This is a genomic window from Kluyvera georgiana ATCC 51603, assembly GCF_001654985.1.
Lineage (GTDB): Bacteria > Pseudomonadota > Gammaproteobacteria > Enterobacterales > Enterobacteriaceae > Kluyvera > Kluyvera georgiana.
Window position 1 is genome coordinate 126,203 of sequence record NZ_LXEU01000015.1, and the last position, 15,947, is coordinate 142,149.

A 15,947-nucleotide genomic window follows, 5' to 3' on the forward strand; every position below is an offset into this window, starting at 1 on the left:
GAATTGCGCGGTGAGCAACCAACCCTGGTGGCAGGTATGCACCTGCTACCAAATTTATCTGCCTTCGTTTTGCGATGGCAACGGCGATGGGCTGGGCGATTTTCCCGGTCTGCTATCGAAGGTGGACTATCTGCATGAACTGGGCGTCGGCGCTATCTGGATAACGCCGTTTTACCCGTCGCCGCTGGTGGATAACGGCTATGACATCAGTGACTACTGCGCCGTTGACGCGCGTTTTGGCACGCTGGAAGACTTTCGCGAGGTGGTTGAGCGCTGTCATGCGTGCGGCATCCGGGTGATTATTGACCTGGTGGTGAACCACGTCTCCTCGGCGCACTCCTGGTTTCGCGACGCCTGGAATAATCCCGCCAGCCGCTACCGGGACTATTTCCTGTTTAGCCGTCAGCCGAACAACTGGCAGTCGTTTTTCTCCGGCAGCGCCTGGAGTGCAGAGCCGGATACCGGCGAGTACTACTATCACAAATTTGCCCCCGAGCAGGTCGATCTCAACTGGGCTAACCCCGAGGTGGAGCAGGAGATCTACCGGGTGGTTGATTTCTGGAAGGCGCTGGGCGTCGATGGCTTCCGCTTTGACGTGATCAACTTTCTGACCACCAACGGTATTGGCCCGGACAACCCGCAAGAGAACGGCGAGCAGCGCCATGAGTTTGATATCAACCAGCCGGGCATTATCGCCACGCTAAACCGGCTGTGTCGCTACGTGCGCCAGCAGGGTGAGGCGTTTCTGATTGGCGAAATCGGCAGCGAAGAGCTGGATATTCTGGCGCGTTATCAGAGCCCTGAGCTGATGGATGTGGTGTTTAATTTCAATATCGGCAGCCAGAAACGCTTCGATATTGCGCGCCTGAGCCAGGCGATTAACGCCACCCAGGCGCGGCAGTCAGGCCTGCCAACGCTGTTTTTCTCCAGTCACGATATGCCACGCATGATTAGCCGTTTCGGCGAGAGCCCGTGCGATACCGAGCGCGCGCTGGCGGTGCTGGCTCTGCAACTGACCGTTCGCGGCGTGCCGTTTATTTATCAGGGCGAAGAGTTGGGGATGCCGAGCTATTGCCCGCAGACCGTGGCGCAGGTCTTCGACATTCAGGGCAAGACCCATTATCAAACGGCGTTACGGAAGGGCGCCGATGAAAGCGAGGCGCTGGCGCTGGCGATTGCGCATTCCCGTGATGCTTCGCGGGCGCCGCTGCTGTGGACCGATGCGGCGAACGCAGGCTTTTCGCCCGTCTCGCCCTGGATGCCCGTTTGCGCGGACTACCGTCAGCTTAATGCGCAATATCAACAGAGCACGCCAGGGTCCCTTTGGCGACAGTACCAAACCCTTATCGCGCTTCGTTCCGCGACGTCCGCGCTGCGCGAGGGCGACGGTAGCTCGTTATCGCTGACAAATGAATGCGTGTGGTTTATACGCGAGACGGTCACCGAGCGCGTCTGGATCGCGATTAACTTTGGCTCGCCGGTGCTGAACCCCTGGCGGGATATTTCCGCCGACGTTCTGTATGGCGAAGACGCCCAATGGCTGGGCAAAAATCAAATTCTGATGAAAAGGAGCGTTCATGAACAGACACCGCAGTAACCCGCTAATCACCCCAAAAGACGTGTCGCCCTCATTGCCGGGGCGCAAAGTAGAGTGCGTGTTCAATACCGGCGTGACCGAGTGCAACGGCGAGATCGTGCTGCTGCTGCGCGTGGCGGAAAGCGTGATTAACGATAACCCGCGACAGATCGTCGTGCCGCTGCTGCAACAGCAGGAAAGCGGCTGGCAACAAGCCACGAAAACCTTCGACCGTGACGATGAGCGTTTTGATTTTAGCGATCCGCGTACCATCGTGCTAAAAAGCGATCCCGCGCAGGTCTGGCTGACCTCGATGTCCCATCTGCGCCTGGCACGCAGCAAGGACGGCGTGCATTACACCATCGATTCACAGCCCTTTATCATCGCCGATAGCCGCTATGAAGAGTTCGGTTGCGAAGATGCGCGTATCACCCGGATCGACGATCTCTTTTATATCAACTACTCCGCCGTTTCGTCGTTGGGGATCACCACCGCGCTGGCGACCACTCGCGACTTTGTCACGGTAGAAAAACAGGGGCTGATCCTGTGTCCGGATAATCGCGATGTCTGCTTCTTCCCGGAAAAGGTCGGCGGTCGCTATATGGCGCTAACCCGACCCGCGCCTTGCCACTTTGGCCACCCGGAGATCTGGATCTGCGAGTCTCCTGATATGCTGCACTGGGGTAACCATCGCCATCTGCTGGGCCGATCGGGCGATGAATGGGATTCGCGTAAATCCGGCGGAGGCGCGCCATTGATCAAAACCGATCGCGGCTGGCTGGAGATCTACCACGGCGTCGATGCCGATCAGCGCTACTGTCTGGGCGCGCTGCTGCTCGATCTCCACGATCCGCTGAAAATTCTCGCCAAATCGCCGGTACCGCTGCTGGAGCCGACGGCGCAGTACGAACGCGAAGGCTTCTTTGGCAACGTGGTCTTTACCTGCGGCGCGCTGGTGCGTGATGACGTGCTGCACGTCTGGTACGGCGCGGCGGATGAGTGTACCGCTCTGGCGACGCTGCCGATGGATCAGCTCTGGCAGCATCTGGGGCTGGTGTAATGCGCGACGACGTTGAGGCGCTTTATCAGCGTTATCGCTCGCGGCCGCAAAATGGCAGCCGTGGAAAAATCATCTTCCGCGGCGTCGACGGGCTGGACGTTTACAACCCAACCGCACCCTTTATGGATGAAGGACGGTGGTGTATTGCCGCCCGCGTTGAGAGGCGCGATAGCGAAGATTCCCGGGTGCGTTTTTTCCTTTGGGATGGCGACTGCCACGCTGAACTGCTGGACGGAATGCCGGATTTCGCGCTACAGGATCCGTTCGTCAGCCAGGTTAGCGGGCAGCTGTTGTTTGGCGGCGTTGAAGTCGACTTCTCAACGAAAAGGGGAGCGGTTCGCTGGCGTACGCAATTTTTTGCCGGGCCGTCGGTTTCCGCGCTGCGTCCCCTGACGACCGGTCCATGGGGAATGAAGGATATTCGTCTGGTCGAGCTACCCGATAAGCGTATCCTCGTGTTTACCCGTCCACAGGGGGAACCCGGCGGACACGGCACCATCGGCTGGACGATCGTTTCCCGGCTTGCCGATCTCAACGAGGAGTCGATCGCCAGCGCCACGCTGCTCTCCCATGTGGAGGAGCAGTACTGGTGTGGCGTGAACGAAGCGTGTGTGCTCTCTCCGGGGCTGGTAGGAGTGCTGGCGCACGTCGCGCGGTTCGATGAGTTTGGAAACCGGCACTATCATGCTGCTCGTTTTCTTTTCGACTATCAGCGCGGTATCAGCAGCCCGATGGCGATCATCGCCTGCCGGGAGGATTTTCTCGCTGGAGAGAGCAAACGTAGCGATTTACAGGATGTCGTTTTTCCCGCCGGGCTTCTGGCAGGTAAAAGCGGTAGGCGGTTGTTTTGCGGCACCAGTGATTGCGAAGTGCAGTGGCTGGATATCGCGGATCCGTTTACCGAAGAAGCGTAAGAACGCCCCCCCACGAAACCGTAGGGGGCGTGAGTTTACTGCTCGGTTGCCACCTGATTCTGGCTAACGCGCAGGGCTGCCAGTGCTTTACGCGCGGCTTTCAGCACCTGATCGCACTGTTCCATCGTCAGCGTTAACGGCGGTTCGATGCGGATGGTTTTCGCGTTGTTCAGCGTGCCGGCCACCAGCACGTGCTGGCGGAACATTTCGCTGGCAAAGCTATAGCCAATTTCGTTATCGACAAACTCGATAGCCATCAGCATACCTCTGCCGCGCGCTTCGCGGACCAGATCCGGATATTCGCGCGCCATACAGCGGAAGCCGTCCAGCAACATATCGCCTTTCTGCTCCGCCTGAGCGGGCAGATTCTCGGTCAGCAAGACGTTGATGGTGGCCAGCGCCGCTGCACAGGCCAGCGGGTTGCCGCCAAAAGTGGTGGTGTGCAGGAACGGGTTGTCAAACAGCACCGAAAACACCTCTTCGGTGGCAATCGTCGCGCCAATCGGCATCACGCCGCCGCCCAGCGCTTTCGCCAGACACAAAATGTCCGGCTGCACGTTTTCATGCTCGCAGGCGAACATTTTGCCGGTGCGGCCCATGCCGGTTTGCACTTCGTCGAAGATCAGCAGCGCGCCGAACTCATCGCACAGCTTACGCACGGCGGGCAGGTAGCCCTGCGGAGGCAGAATCACACCGCCTTCACCCTGAATCGGTTCGAGGATCACAGCCGCCACATCGTCGCCGGTTTTCTGGCACTCGCTCAGCATCGTGCGCATGGCGTCGATATTGCCGAACGGCACGTGGCGGAAGCCCGGCAGCAGCGGCATAAACGGCTTACGGAAGGTCGATTTCGCGGTTGCGGACAGCGCACCAAGCGATTTACCGTGGAAGGCCCCGCTGGTGGCGATAAAGGTAAATTTGCCGCGCGATGATTGATACGCTTTCGCCAGCTTCAGCGCCGCTTCCACCGACTCGGTTCCGCTGTTGCTAAAGAAGCTGTATTTCAGCTTGCCCGGCGCCAGTGCGGCCAGCGTTTTGGCAAGCATGGCGCGCAGAGGATCAAGTAATTCCTGGCTGTGAAGGGGTTGTTTGGCGAGCTGATTCTGTACGGCGGAAACCACCACTGGATTACGGTGCCCCACGTTGAAAATACCAAAACCGCCCAGGCAATCCAGAAACTCCTGACCCTGGGTGTCGACAAGCGTATTTAACCCTCCCGCCTGCCACTCTACGGCTCCGTAATCCCCACCGGCAGTTACAGATTTTCGATACTCTAAAAACCCGGGATTCACATGCTCTTTAAAGTATTCCCTGACCTCCTGGTTAAGTGCTTTCATCTCCTCATGGTCAAGCGTTCGCTTTTCAATGAGATTCAGTGCGTGCGCGCTGCAGGCCAAAGCCGAGGCGCTGGAAGGTAACCTGTTCAAAATGTGCTCCTGGGGGTCACGTATCACACGATACTGAATTAAGTATTGCAGGGATTACGCCACTTCAGTGGCAACGCAGAAAATCGGGATAAATGCCAGGAGAAACCGGTTGTGTACAATATTTAATCGTCCAGCGGCTCAGGGATGGGGTTGAGGGGAGAAGCGCAAGAGGGCAGGTTGCGCCAGGATGGGGCAGGTTTTGCGCCACCATCGCGCAGCCGGGCGTGGCATAAAAAAAGTAGGGCTTTTGTCCATTTTGCGATCTAACGCAAAATTAACAATTAAGGTTAATTAAAATCCCTCCGATATAACAATTGTAATACATTTTCTTTCTGCACCTGAAAAGGATGTCTGTATGTCTACCCTGTCCGACCCAAACCCGTCCACATCATCGCTGGACGAGCGTACTACGCTGATGTCCACCACCGACCTCGATAGCTACATCACCCATGTTAATGATGCCTTTGTGAAAGTGAGCGGCTATGGCCGCGAAGAGATGCTTGGCAAACCGCACAATCTGGTGCGTCATCCCGATATGCCAAAAGCGGCGTTTGCTGATATGTGGCGTACGCTCAAGCAGGGAGAACCGTGGAGCGGGATCGTCAAAAACCAGCCTAAAACTGGCGGCCATTACTGGGTGCGCGCAAACGCCATCCCGCAGGTGCGTAATGGCAAAACGATAGGCTATATGTCTATCCGCACGATGGCTTCGGCTGAAGAGATTGCCGCCGTCGAGCCGCTATATCAGGCGCTGCGGGAAAATCGCAGCAACAAGCGCCTGCATAAAGGTCTTGTCGTCAGCAAGCGATGGTGGGGCAAACTGGCGACCATACCGCTGCGCTGGCGTATGCGTAGCGTCACGCTGGGATGTTACCTGCTGCTGGCCGCAAGTCTGCTGACGCTGGGGGCACCCACGACGGCAGTACTGGCATCAGCGCTGATCGTGTTGCTGGCCACCGCAGTGCTGGAGTGGCAGATTATTCGCCCTATTGAGAACGTCGCCCGTCAGGCGTTGAGCGTGGCGACCGGCGAGCGCAACAGCGTAGAGCATTTAAAACGCGGTGATGAGCTGGGATTGATGCTGCGCTCCGTCGGCCAGTTGGGCCTGATGTGCCGTTGGCTGATTAACGATGTCTCAAGCCAGGTAAACAGCGTTAGCGACGGCAGCGATGTGCTGGCGTGCGGTAACGAAGAGCTGAACCTGCGCACCCAGGAAACGGTGGTCAACGTCCAGCAAACCGTCGCTACCATGAGTCAGATGGCGGTTTCCGTACAGAATAATTCCCAAACCGCCGCCGAGGCCGACAAGCTGTCGCTGGCCGCCAGCGGTGCGGCATCGCAGGGAGGTCAGGCAATGCACCGGGTTGTGCAGACGATGGAAGAGATTGCCGACAGCACACAGCGCATTGGCTCGATTACCACATTGATTAACGATATTGCCTTCCAGACCAATATTCTGGCGCTGAATGCGGCGGTTGAGGCGGCGAGGGCGGGCGAACAGGGGAAAGGGTTTGCGGTGGTGGCGGGAGAGGTGCGCCATTTAGCCAGTCGAAGCGCGACGGCGGCGAATGAAATTCGCCAGTTGATTGAGGCCAGCGCCAGCAAGGTGCGATCCGGTTCTGAGCAGGTGCACGCCGCGGGGCGCACGATGGATGACATTGTCTCGCAGGTACAGAATGTCACTGAGTTGATTGCGCAGATTAGCCAATCGACGTCTGAACAGGCTACCGGGCTGTCTGATGTCACTCGGGCCGTGGCAAAACTCGATGAGATCACCCAGATGAATGCCGGGCTGGTGGCGGAAAGCGCCAACGTGTCGGCGATGGTCAAGCGCCGCGCCAGCCGGCTTCAGGATGCCGTCACCGTACTGCATTAATCCAGCTGTGAGATCTCCAGCGCCGCGCGGTCGATAACGCCAATAATCTGTTTCAGCTGCGCGTCGTTGACTTCCCCCTGGTTGACCTTCAGGTCCAGCACGGCCTTAAAGTTATCGATCGCCCGTTTCATCTGCGGATTTTTGCGCAGCTCATGCCCTACCATTCTGGCCTTTATCCGCGCCTGGATCTGTTCCAACTGCTCCCGGTTCTCTTCCAGCGTGCGTGCGCCGTCGACGGTGATAGCGATTTTTTTGCGCCCACCGTCCTCTTCCTGAACCGTAATCAGGCCCTGGTCCTGGAGCAGATCAAGCGACGGGTAGATCACTCCGGGGCTTGGGGTGTAGTTCCCCAGCGTCAGAGCTTCAACGGCTTTAATCAATTCATAACCGTGGCTGGCGTTGTCTTTCAGAATGTTGAGGAGCACCAGACGCAATTCGCCGTGGCCAAAGAAACGCTGACGGCGTCCGCCATGATGACCACGTCCGCGATGTTCGGTATCAGAAAGAGAGCTCATTGTTCACGCCTTACCAATATTTAGATATATCTAATTTATATCTAAATCTATGTCTTTATCAATATGGAAGTGATTGTTTTTTGTATGCTGTTGATTTTAATTGGTTTAATTTGGTGTTGTCATTTTTATTGCTCATTTTTACCTATATCATAAAAATTGCTTGCTTTCTTCTTAATTGGCAATCATTATCATTTGCAAAATGTTTAGATATATCTATTTGCCAGAGAGACGCTCAATGAAAGAGAAAAAGTACCCACAGCGCGTGCGCAATGAACTTCGTTTTCGTGAACTGACCGTACTGCGCGTTGAGCGCATCGGCGAGGCTTTTCAGCGCGTAGTGCTGGGCGGCGAGGCGCTGGAAGGCTTTAGTTCGCGTGGATTTGACGATCACACCAAATTATTCTTCCCACAAGCAGGGAGCAAAATCACGCCGCCAACGGTAACCGATGACGGTATCGTCTGGGCTGAGGGTGTCCGTCCACAATCGCGTGACTATACCCCGCTGTATAATGCTGAACGCCATGAGCTGGCCTATGACTTCTTCATTCACGATGGCGGTGTTGCAAGCCAATGGGCGATGGAGGCTAAAGCGGGTGATACGCTGACGATCGGTGGTCCGCGCGGTTCGCTGGTGGTACCGGAAGATTATGCCTGGCAGCTTTATGTCTGCGATGAAACCGGTATGCCGGCGCTACGTCGTCGCCTGGAGGCGTTACGCACGCTGGCGCAGCGTCCGCAGGTTACCGCGCTGGTGATGGTGCGTGACGTGGCGGATAAAGCCTATCTGGCCGGTTTTGATGAGTTCAATATTGAATGTGTTAGCGAGTATGACGCCGCCGCCGTTGCCGCGCGTCTGGCGCAGCTCACGGTGCCGCCGTCCGATTACTTTATCTGGCTGACCGGTGAAGGGAAGGTGGTTAAAAACCTGACCGATGGATTTGTGACCGATGCCATTGACCCGCAGCTGGTCCGTTCCAGCGCCTACTGGCACGCCAAATAACGTGATTCCGCCGCAGTTTCTCCTGCGGCCAGGATGACTTCCTGTGGCGCTTGTCTGCGCCATTATCTCTTTTCTCCCCGCCGCCGCTACGCCTCGGCCATGTTTATTGCCGCTTGCCGTAAACAATCGTCTGAAGGACGTCTTTTCCCTACTTTTTATACTTTTATTTTGCGTCTTTCTGGCGTGAGTTATCTGTTGTTTTATTTTTATAATTTATTGTTTTTAATGGTTAATTTACGAATATCTGTATGATGTTGTGATGTCAATCACCTTATGGCTTTTGCCAATACAAAATCTATAAAACTAGATGTTTGTCGAGTTTTCATCTAAAAATAGCGGTGAAGGGACTAGACACGACCATCTTATGGTTATCAAATGGTTAAAAACTCAGAGTCGAATGTAAAAAGTCGACAAAATTAGAAAATGGTTAACCTGCTTACACGATTTACCTGCGTTACGACGCACCTTCTCTGGAGAAACTATGCATTCCACTGTTAATAAAAACGAAAGCCGAACCTTTTTCGGTCACCCTTATCCGTTGGGGTCGCTGTTCTTTACCGAAATGTGGGAGCGCTTCTCGTTTTACGGCATTCGCCCGTTACTGATCCTGTTTATGGCCGCTACCGTCTATGACGGCGGTATGGGATTAGCGCGTGAAAACGCGTCGGCGATTGTTGGTATCTTCGCGGGCACCATGTACCTGGCTGCGCTGCCGGGCGGTTGGCTGGCGGATAACTGGCTCGGCCAGCAAAAAGCGGTGTGGTACGGTTCCATTCTGATTGCGTTGGGGCACCTGTCTATCGCGCTGTCTGCGTTTCTGGGCGACAACCTGTTCTTTATCGGCCTGATGTTTATCGTACTGGGGTCGGGTCTGTTTAAAACCTGTATTTCGGTGATGGTCGGCACACTGTATAAAAAAGGCGATGCCCGTCGCGATGGCGGCTTCTCCCTGTTTTATATGGGTATCAACATGGGGTCGTTTATCGCGCCGCTGATTTCCGGCTGGCTGATTAAATCACACGGCTGGCACTGGGGCTTTGGTATCGGTGGTATCGGGATGCTGGTCGCGCTGGTTATCTTCCGCGTGTTCGCCGTACCGGCGATGAAGCGCTACGACAGCGAAGTAGGGCTGGACTCCACCTGGAACAGCCCGGTGGTGAAAAAGAACGGCGTTGGCGCGTGGCTGCTGGCGCTGGCGGTGGGCGTCGCGGTGATTATCACCCTGATTGCTCAGGGCGTGATCGTGATTAACCCGGTGGCCGTGGCGAGCGTGTTGGTGTACGTGATTGCGGCATCGGTAGCGCTGTACTTTATTTATCTGTTTGCCTTTGCGGGCCTGAGCCGTAAAGAACGCGCGCGCCTGCTGGTGTGCTTTATTCTGCTGGTTTCCGCCGCGTTCTTCTGGTCCGCCTTTGAGCAGAAACCCACTTCCTTCAACCTGTTCGCCAACGACTACACCAACCGCATGATCGGTGATTTTGAGATCCCGGCGGTGTGGTTCCAGTCAATTAACGCCCTGTTTATTATCCTGCTCGCTCCGGTCTTTAGCTGGGCGTGGCCTGCGCTGGCGCGTAAGAACGTGCGCCCGGGCAGTATCACCAAGTTCGTGACCGGTATTCTGTGCGCGGCAGCAGGCTTTGGCCTGATGATGATGGCGGCGCAGAACGTGCTGAGCAACGGCGGCGCGGGCGTTTCGCCAATGTGGCTGGTGGGGAGCATTCTGATGCTGACGCTCGGCGAGCTGTGTCTGAGCCCGATTGGGCTGGCGACCATGACGCTGCTGGCGCCGGAAAGAATGCGCGGCCAGATGATGGGGCTGTGGTTCTGTGCCAGCGCGTTGGGTAACCTGGCCGCTGGCCTGATTGGCGGCCACGTGAAGGCCGACCAGTTGGATATGCTGCCGGATCTGTTCGCCCGCTGTTCTATCGCGCTGCTGATCTGTGCGGCCGTATTGTGCGTGCTGATTGTTCCGGTACGCCGGATGCTGGAAAACAGCAAATCCAGCGCGGAGCAGAACCCGACGGCCAACGCCTGATAGCCGTTACAACATAACCAGCCGGTGCCGATGCACCGGCTTTTTTTTGCGCAAACGGCGGCCAAAAGAGTGACAGCTCACGAAAAAATGCAAGAACGTGAGCGGTTTCTTTGAAATCCCGCTCGATTCCAGTCCATAGTATAGACTTGTTTACTACGTGGTTAATTTAAGGACAAGAATATGCCAGCAGTCATTGATAAAGCGTTGGATTTTATTGGTGGTATGAATACGTCTGAGCCGGTGCCACAGTCTATGGACGAAAGTACAGCGAAGGGAATTCTGAAATATTTGAAAGAGCTGGGCGTACCCGCGAGTGCGGCCGACATTACGGCGCGCGGTGACCGCGAAGGCTGGAATGCCGGATTCACTCAGAAGGTTGCTGGCTGGGCCGACAAGGTTAACTCCGGTGAACACATGCTGATTAAAAACCCGGAATACTTCTCCGATTATATGCGCGAAGAGCTTCGTGCGCTGGTATAAACCCTAAGTCGGCGCTCTCGCTTTGACGGTGGGAGCGCAAAGTCTGTTGTTTATCTACATATTTTCTCTCAATAAGCGATTTCGGCCTGGTTGCAATTAATCTGAAAACCGTTGGCCTGCCTTGAGCCATCATCTTCCCGCTTTTATAATTCCGCTAAGAAAGACCGAATTCAATAAAAATGTAATTAAAAACATCATCATATGAATGATGCTTTTAGATTTTACTCCCCTGCATCCAGAGATAAATATGAACTCAACCGTTAAATATCGTGCCGATATCGATGGGCTGCGCGCGCTCGCCGTACTTCTTGTGGTGCTCTTTCACTTTGGGCTGGGATTCCCCGGTGGATTTGTGGGCGTCGATGTTTTCTTTGTCATTTCAGGATATCTGATTGGCGGCCATATTTATCAAAGTAAGCTTGCGGGCCATTTCTCGTGGGGGCAGTTTTATGTTCGCCGCATAAAGCGAATTCTTCCCGCGCTGATTGCCGTCGTGATTGCGGTCTGGCTGGTGATGTTTTTTATCTCGACGCCCGCCGATTTCAGGAAATTAGGCCGCGATGCCGCGGCGACGCTGCTGTCGGTATCTAACGTTACGCTCTGGAATTCCATCGACTATTTCAGCCCCAGCGCCGAGCATAATCCTTTATTGATGACCTGGTCATTGGGCGTGGAAGAACAGTTCTATTTTCTCGCGCCGCTGCTGATTCTTGTTTTGACGCGTTTTGATAAAAAACTCTCTTTTTTACTGATGGGCAGCGTCACGCTGCTCTGTTTTGCCATTGCCGCCGCCGGAACCCTGCAGATTCCGCATAGCGCATGGTTTTTGACACCGTTTCGCGCCTGGGAGCTGTTTGCCGGGGCGCTACTGGGAATGGCCCATACCCACTTTCCCGCGGCATTCTCGACAAAGGTTGATAACCTGAAATCTGCCGTGGGTGTTTTACTCATTGCCTGGTGTGCGCTTTTTTACGACGCGCAGACCTCTTTCCCTGGGCTGGGGGCGCTGCCGGTGGTGATGGGGGCCGTGTTGCTGCTGGACGGGCAAACGGCGCTTATCAACCGCCGTGTGTTGACCTTGAAACCGCTGCGTTTTATTGGGCTCATATCCTATTCACTCTACCTGTGGCATTGGCCGGTTATCAGCCTTTATCACTATCTGTGTGAAGCGGAGCCGGGGAACGGGATGCGCGTATTGCTGATTGCGCTTTCTTTCCTGTTGGCGACGATAAGCTACTACCTCATCGAGAAACCTTTTCGGGCGGCGCAGCTGCCGCCATCCCGCGTATTCTGGCGCTACGGGATGGCGATGGGGCTGCTGACGCTGGTCTTTGCCACCACCTGGCTGCAAAACGGTTTTCCCGCCCGTTGGCCTGAGGACTTTGCCCGGATGCAGTCGGAGATAGAAGAGGCGGAAGATAGTTGCATGACCTCATACGGCAATATTCTGCTGACCGGAACCCCGCGCTGCACCGGTGGCGAGGCGCAGGAGAAAATTGCGCTGATTGGCGATAGCCATGCCGGGGCGCTGGCCGCGGCGTTTCGTCAACTGGCGCACGACCGTCATCTGACGCCGGTCATTTTCGCGAAATCATCCTGTGCGCCTCTGTTCGGCGTGTATCGCCTTGCCGACGGCTGGCCGCTGCATGACGCGCAGTGTCGGGCATTCAAGCTCGATGTCGACAACTATCTGGCGCAGGATAAACAGATATCGACGGTGATTCTTACGGGGTTCTGGCAGTCCGGTTTGATGGCGGGAAAAGCCCCCTGGCAGTCTGAAACGACGCCGTCATTAGGCCCAGCTCAGGCGCTGCAACAGGGGCTAACCGAGACCATCACGCGTTTGCAGAATATGGGTAAGCGGGTCATTGTGTTGGGCGATGTGCCGATGATGAGTTTTTCCCCACCCAAACGCGTGATGCGCTGCTTTAGCCGGGCGTTTGCCTATGCGAACCCGCAGAGCGCCGGAATGTGCGAGGTGGTGGGGCACGATAGCGTTGAGCCTGATGCCAGCGCGGCGCTGATCGGTAAAGTGTCGACGAAGCTAAATGCTGAATTCGCCAGCCTGAAAGACGCGTTGTGTGACACGGCGAGCTGCCGTTTTGCGGAGAGTGCGCATATTTACTACAAAGACCCACAGCATCTGACGCGATACGGTGCGGATAAAGTGCTGAAAAGCGTGGTGATGCCGATGATTGCGCGTTAAGGCGCGTGCTGAGATTATAAAAAAGAGGCCGATGAATCATCATTGGCCTCTTTTTCTTTGCCGGTCTTTTAGGGCGGCCTCATTGATACATTTTCGCTAACTGTCCGCCGCGTGCGGGTTTTTATGCCCTCAGCAAAATGGCGGTAAAAAACCACCGCCATTCTATTGCCACTCGAAAACGAGACAACAAAAAGGCCACTCGCGAGAGTGGCCTAACTGTATGTATTTGCTGCTTAAATTTGGTGGCCCCTGTTGGGTTTGAACCAACGACCAAGCGATTATGAGTTAGAATGCAACTTCTTACCTGAAAATACTTATCTATAATTTTCAGTAACTTAATAAATTTAAAACCACTGTATAAATAACCAGAAATACTCTAAAATACTCCTTTGCGGTATCCTATAGGTATCCTAGAGCAAAACAAGCGATTTGCAGGATACCCCGATCGCTTGGTATGGAGTGTTTGTGGAAACATTCAAATTTACGAAAACAAAGCTCGAAAACCTCCCACCAGCCGAACGTGGACAGGTTGAGTACGGCGATACCATTGTTAATGGCCTGCGCATCCGTATTGGCACCAGTGGTGTGAAAAGCTTCTGTATCTCACGTAAGAGAAACGGAAAATTCATCCGCGCCACGCTGGGCCGTTTCCCGGATCTTACTATTGATAATGCCAGGGCAAAGGCACTCGAAATGCTGGGCGACGTAGCGACCACCGGGAGAAATCCTAATGTGGAAAAACGTGTCAATGAGAAGGCTTCTGTCACGCTTGCCGATGCGCTGGATGCCTATATTAAGAACCGTGGCCACCGCCTGAAACCCACAACCGAAAAGCAATATCGCGCTATCTTGCAAAATTACTCCGGCGACTGGATGAAACAGTCCCTCGCTACTATTTCACGTGAACGTGTTGAGCATCGTCACAAAGCAGTAACTGATGGTTCAGTCTGGTTTGGCGCTGATAAAGAAACGCTTCGGGCTGGGGTAGGAAGCGGCAGCAAAGCCCAGGCTGACCTGTGGGCCAGAGCTTTACGCGCCGTTTATCGTTTCGCACATGATCATTATCGTGATGAAGAAGGGATAACGCTGTTACCTGACCCGCCAACACTGGTGCTCAGCACTAAACGTCAGTGGCATGGCACGGTCAGAAAGACAGAGCGCATCCGTACCCATGATTTTGCTCGTTGGTTAAATGCCGTCGATGTGGTTCGTCATAAGGCCGAAGAGGGACGGGACGATGTAGCTGCAGCAATATGTGATGCTGTAGAAATGTCGATGTTCACCGGGCTACGTAAATCTGAAATATTCGAGTTATCTTGGGATCGGGTGAATATTGGCGGTCGCTATTTCTGGATAGACACTACCAAGAACGGCGATCCGCTCGAGCTGCCAATCACTGAAACTCTTCTGAATTTGTTTCGTCGCCGGCTGAAAATGAAAACCGGGAGCGAGGTTTTAGTGTTTCCTGGCGCTAAAGGAATCATTAAAGAATATCGTCATGTTATTGAGCGTATCAGTGCCGCCACGGTTCCTTACCCAAATCCTGATATGCTCCAGCCTATTCCTTTCAAATGGCATGATGCCCGGCGTACTTTCGGTACGGTTGCCGAGCTGGTGGGCGTTGGTAGCTATATTCTCAAGCGACTAATGAACCACCGAACGATGCGAAGTGCAGATGTTACTCAGGGCTATCTTCATTTTGGTGCTGATGAACTACTCGAGCCAGCTACCCGAATTGAACGGGCCATCCTGGAACATGCTGGGTTTGTGGAAAGCAAGAAAGCCATTGATGCACAATTATTGTCTGCGTTAGGCAATTTGACTGATGAAGAGAAGCGTAAGATGCTTTTTGAAATACTAAGCCAAAATCATATGCAGGTTAAGAAATGAGTTATTTAAAACGAGTGGATGCCGAGCATGTGGCAAGAATGTATGCCTTTCAGCAATTGGTAAAAAGTTACTCTTCGGAAAACGCTGATGAGCATGTGAATCGTATTGAAAAAGAAATAGCTGGGAAAACTATTAAAGAAAAGAAATGGATAGCGAATAGCCTCACCGAAATGCAAATGGTAGAGAAAAACAGGCCGTTATCGGATGATGAAAATGTGTTGGTTAAAGCTGTGAACGTACTAACAGTTCTTGGATATACAGATCTAGCCAAGGAGTTAGGCGCTTTGGCAGACAGAGTTGGGCGATGTGTGACGTTATCAGATGTTTATATGAATCACATTATTGACGGTGCGGTCAAAAAAAATAGAAGTGACGCAGCCTCAGGACACCGACATCATTTGCATGATGAAATTGTGGCAATTATCAAAGCCACCTGGGAGAAAAACCCTGCTTTATCTAAAAAGAAAATGATAGCAAAGTTGATGAATCGTTATGAGGGGAGAGTGGATGAAGGAACGGTGGATAGCTGGATAAAAAAAGAAAAGTTATTACCGCCTAAGCCAAAGAAATACATAATGTCTGATTTGGTCGTCCCGAACCCCTATACGTAGAGCAGTATCAGAAAACAGCAGGGGGGGTAGTAACTTCCCCTCCCCAATACCTGCTCGTCGTCCCGAATAGTTACTTCTCACCTTATTGACTTGAAATCAATATCTTAGATTGGCTTCGTTGTTAACCAATACTACACGGAGCTACTTATGCATTTGGTTGAATCGAATTATTCTAAAAGACTCACTCGTAATGAGGCCGCAGCTCATCTTGGCGTGAATCCCCAGACGTTGGCGAACTGGGCGCATACTGGCAAGGTAAAAATTCCCTTTCACAAGGTCGGTCGGAAGGTCATTTACTTCAAGTCTGATCTGGATGCTTATCTGGATTCCACCCGCAGAACGCAGACGGTTTAAGGG

The 15,947-nt window shown here is 53.9% G+C and carries 13 protein-coding genes; 11 read left to right on the forward strand and 2 right to left on the reverse strand.

All coding sequences use genetic code 11. The annotated features are described in order from the left end of the window. Window positions 1-10: 10 nt before the first annotated feature. From M989_RS03710 to M989_RS03720, 3 genes are read left to right on the forward strand one after another with little or no spacing between them, the layout of a single operon-like run. Window positions 11-1,597: an alpha-glucosidase gene (locus M989_RS03710; protein WP_064542177.1), complete on the forward strand. Its 1,587-nt coding sequence runs from the start codon at window positions 11-13 to the stop codon at window positions 1,595-1,597. Further along, on the forward strand, window positions 1,578-2,636 hold the full coding sequence (locus M989_RS03715; RefSeq protein WP_064542180.1) for a glycoside hydrolase family 130 protein: 1,059 nt from the start codon (window positions 1,578-1,580) through the stop codon (window positions 2,634-2,636). Before M989_RS03710 ends, M989_RS03715 begins: the two co-directional genes overlap by 20 nt. Then, the gene (locus tag M989_RS03720; protein WP_064542183.1) at window positions 2,636-3,550 is read left to right on the forward strand and encodes a DUF1861 family protein; all 915 of its coding nucleotides are present in this window, start codon (window positions 2,636-2,638) and stop codon (window positions 3,548-3,550) included. Before M989_RS03715 ends, M989_RS03720 begins: the two co-directional genes overlap by 1 nt. 35 nt (window positions 3,551-3,585) lie before the next feature. Here the strand turns inward: M989_RS03720 and ygjG are convergent, their stop codons facing one another. After that, window positions 3,586-4,977: a putrescine aminotransferase gene (ygjG, locus tag M989_RS03725; RefSeq protein ID WP_064542185.1), complete on the reverse strand. Its 1,392-nt coding sequence runs from the start codon at window positions 4,975-4,977 to the stop codon at window positions 3,586-3,588. A gap of 355 nt (window positions 4,978-5,332) precedes the next feature. Between ygjG and M989_RS03730 the strand changes: the two genes are divergently transcribed. Further along, window positions 5,333-6,853 (forward strand): methyl-accepting chemotaxis protein, encoded by a 1,521-nt coding sequence (locus M989_RS03730; protein ID WP_064542189.1) that lies wholly within the window; start codon window positions 5,333-5,335, stop codon window positions 6,851-6,853. On the opposite strand, the gene M989_RS03735 is transcribed toward M989_RS03730, so the two are convergent. Then, window positions 6,850-7,368: a PadR family transcriptional regulator gene (locus M989_RS03735; protein ID WP_064542191.1), complete on the reverse strand. Its 519-nt coding sequence runs from the start codon at window positions 7,366-7,368 to the stop codon at window positions 6,850-6,852. The two genes, M989_RS03730 and M989_RS03735, sit on opposite strands and share 4 nt — an antisense overlap. 235 nt (window positions 7,369-7,603) lie before the next feature. On the opposite strand from M989_RS03735, the gene M989_RS03740 reads away from it, so the two are divergent. The 7 genes from M989_RS03740 (at window position 7,604) to M989_RS03770 (ending at window position 15,944) form a co-directional block, all read left to right on the forward strand. Further along, window positions 7,604-8,368, forward strand: coding sequence for a siderophore-interacting protein (locus M989_RS03740; protein ID WP_064542194.1), 765 nt, complete (start codon window positions 7,604-7,606; stop codon window positions 8,366-8,368). A gap of 481 nt (window positions 8,369-8,849) precedes the next feature. Next, on the forward strand, window positions 8,850-10,403 hold the full coding sequence (locus M989_RS03745) for a peptide MFS transporter (RefSeq protein ID WP_064542197.1): 1,554 nt from the start codon (window positions 8,850-8,852) through the stop codon (window positions 10,401-10,403). A gap of 180 nt (window positions 10,404-10,583) precedes the next feature. Then, a complete protein-coding gene (locus M989_RS03750; RefSeq protein WP_064542200.1) occupies window positions 10,584-10,883 on the forward strand; it encodes a DUF1889 family protein in 300 nt (99 codons plus the stop codon). Window positions 10,884-11,130: 247 nt separating this feature from the next. Next, window positions 11,131-13,089 (forward strand): acyltransferase family protein, encoded by a 1,959-nt coding sequence (locus M989_RS03755; protein ID WP_064542214.1) that lies wholly within the window; start codon window positions 11,131-11,133, stop codon window positions 13,087-13,089. A gap of 465 nt (window positions 13,090-13,554) precedes the next feature. Next, on the forward strand, window positions 13,555-14,979 hold the full coding sequence (locus M989_RS03760; RefSeq protein WP_064542218.1) for an integrase family protein: 1,425 nt from the start codon (window positions 13,555-13,557) through the stop codon (window positions 14,977-14,979). After that, entirely contained in the window at window positions 14,976-15,590 is a 615-nt protein-coding gene (locus M989_RS03765; protein WP_064542222.1) for a hypothetical protein, read from the forward strand. The genes M989_RS03760 and M989_RS03765 overlap by 4 nt, the downstream gene beginning before the upstream one ends. 147 nt (window positions 15,591-15,737) lie before the next feature. Continuing rightward, window positions 15,738-15,944 (forward strand): helix-turn-helix domain-containing protein, encoded by a 207-nt coding sequence (locus tag M989_RS03770; RefSeq protein ID WP_064542224.1) that lies wholly within the window; start codon window positions 15,738-15,740, stop codon window positions 15,942-15,944. Window positions 15,945-15,947: the final 3 nt, after the last annotated feature.

Coding starts and splice junctions, on each gene's coding strand:
- M989_RS03715 (WP_064542180.1), top strand. CDS start 1,578: ATGAACAGACACCGCAGTAACCCGCTAATCACCCCAAAAGACGTGTCG.
- M989_RS03720 (WP_064542183.1), top strand. CDS start 2,636: ATGCGCGACGACGTTGAGGCGCTTTATCAGCGTTATCGCTCGCGGCCG.
- M989_RS03730 (WP_064542189.1), top strand. CDS start 5,333: ATGTCTACCCTGTCCGACCCAAACCCGTCCACATCATCGCTGGACGAG.
- M989_RS03735 (WP_064542191.1), bottom strand. CDS start 7,368: ATGAGCTCTCTTTCTGATACCGAACATCGCGGACGTGGTCATCATGGC.
- M989_RS03740 (WP_064542194.1), top strand. CDS start 7,604: ATGAAAGAGAAAAAGTACCCACAGCGCGTGCGCAATGAACTTCGTTTT.
- M989_RS03745 (WP_064542197.1), top strand. CDS start 8,850: ATGCATTCCACTGTTAATAAAAACGAAAGCCGAACCTTTTTCGGTCAC.
- M989_RS03750 (WP_064542200.1), top strand. CDS start 10,584: ATGCCAGCAGTCATTGATAAAGCGTTGGATTTTATTGGTGGTATGAAT.
- M989_RS03755 (WP_064542214.1), top strand. CDS start 11,131: ATGAACTCAACCGTTAAATATCGTGCCGATATCGATGGGCTGCGCGCG.
- M989_RS03765 (WP_064542222.1), top strand. CDS start 14,976: ATGAGTTATTTAAAACGAGTGGATGCCGAGCATGTGGCAAGAATGTAT.
- M989_RS03770 (WP_064542224.1), top strand. CDS start 15,738: ATGCATTTGGTTGAATCGAATTATTCTAAAAGACTCACTCGTAATGAG.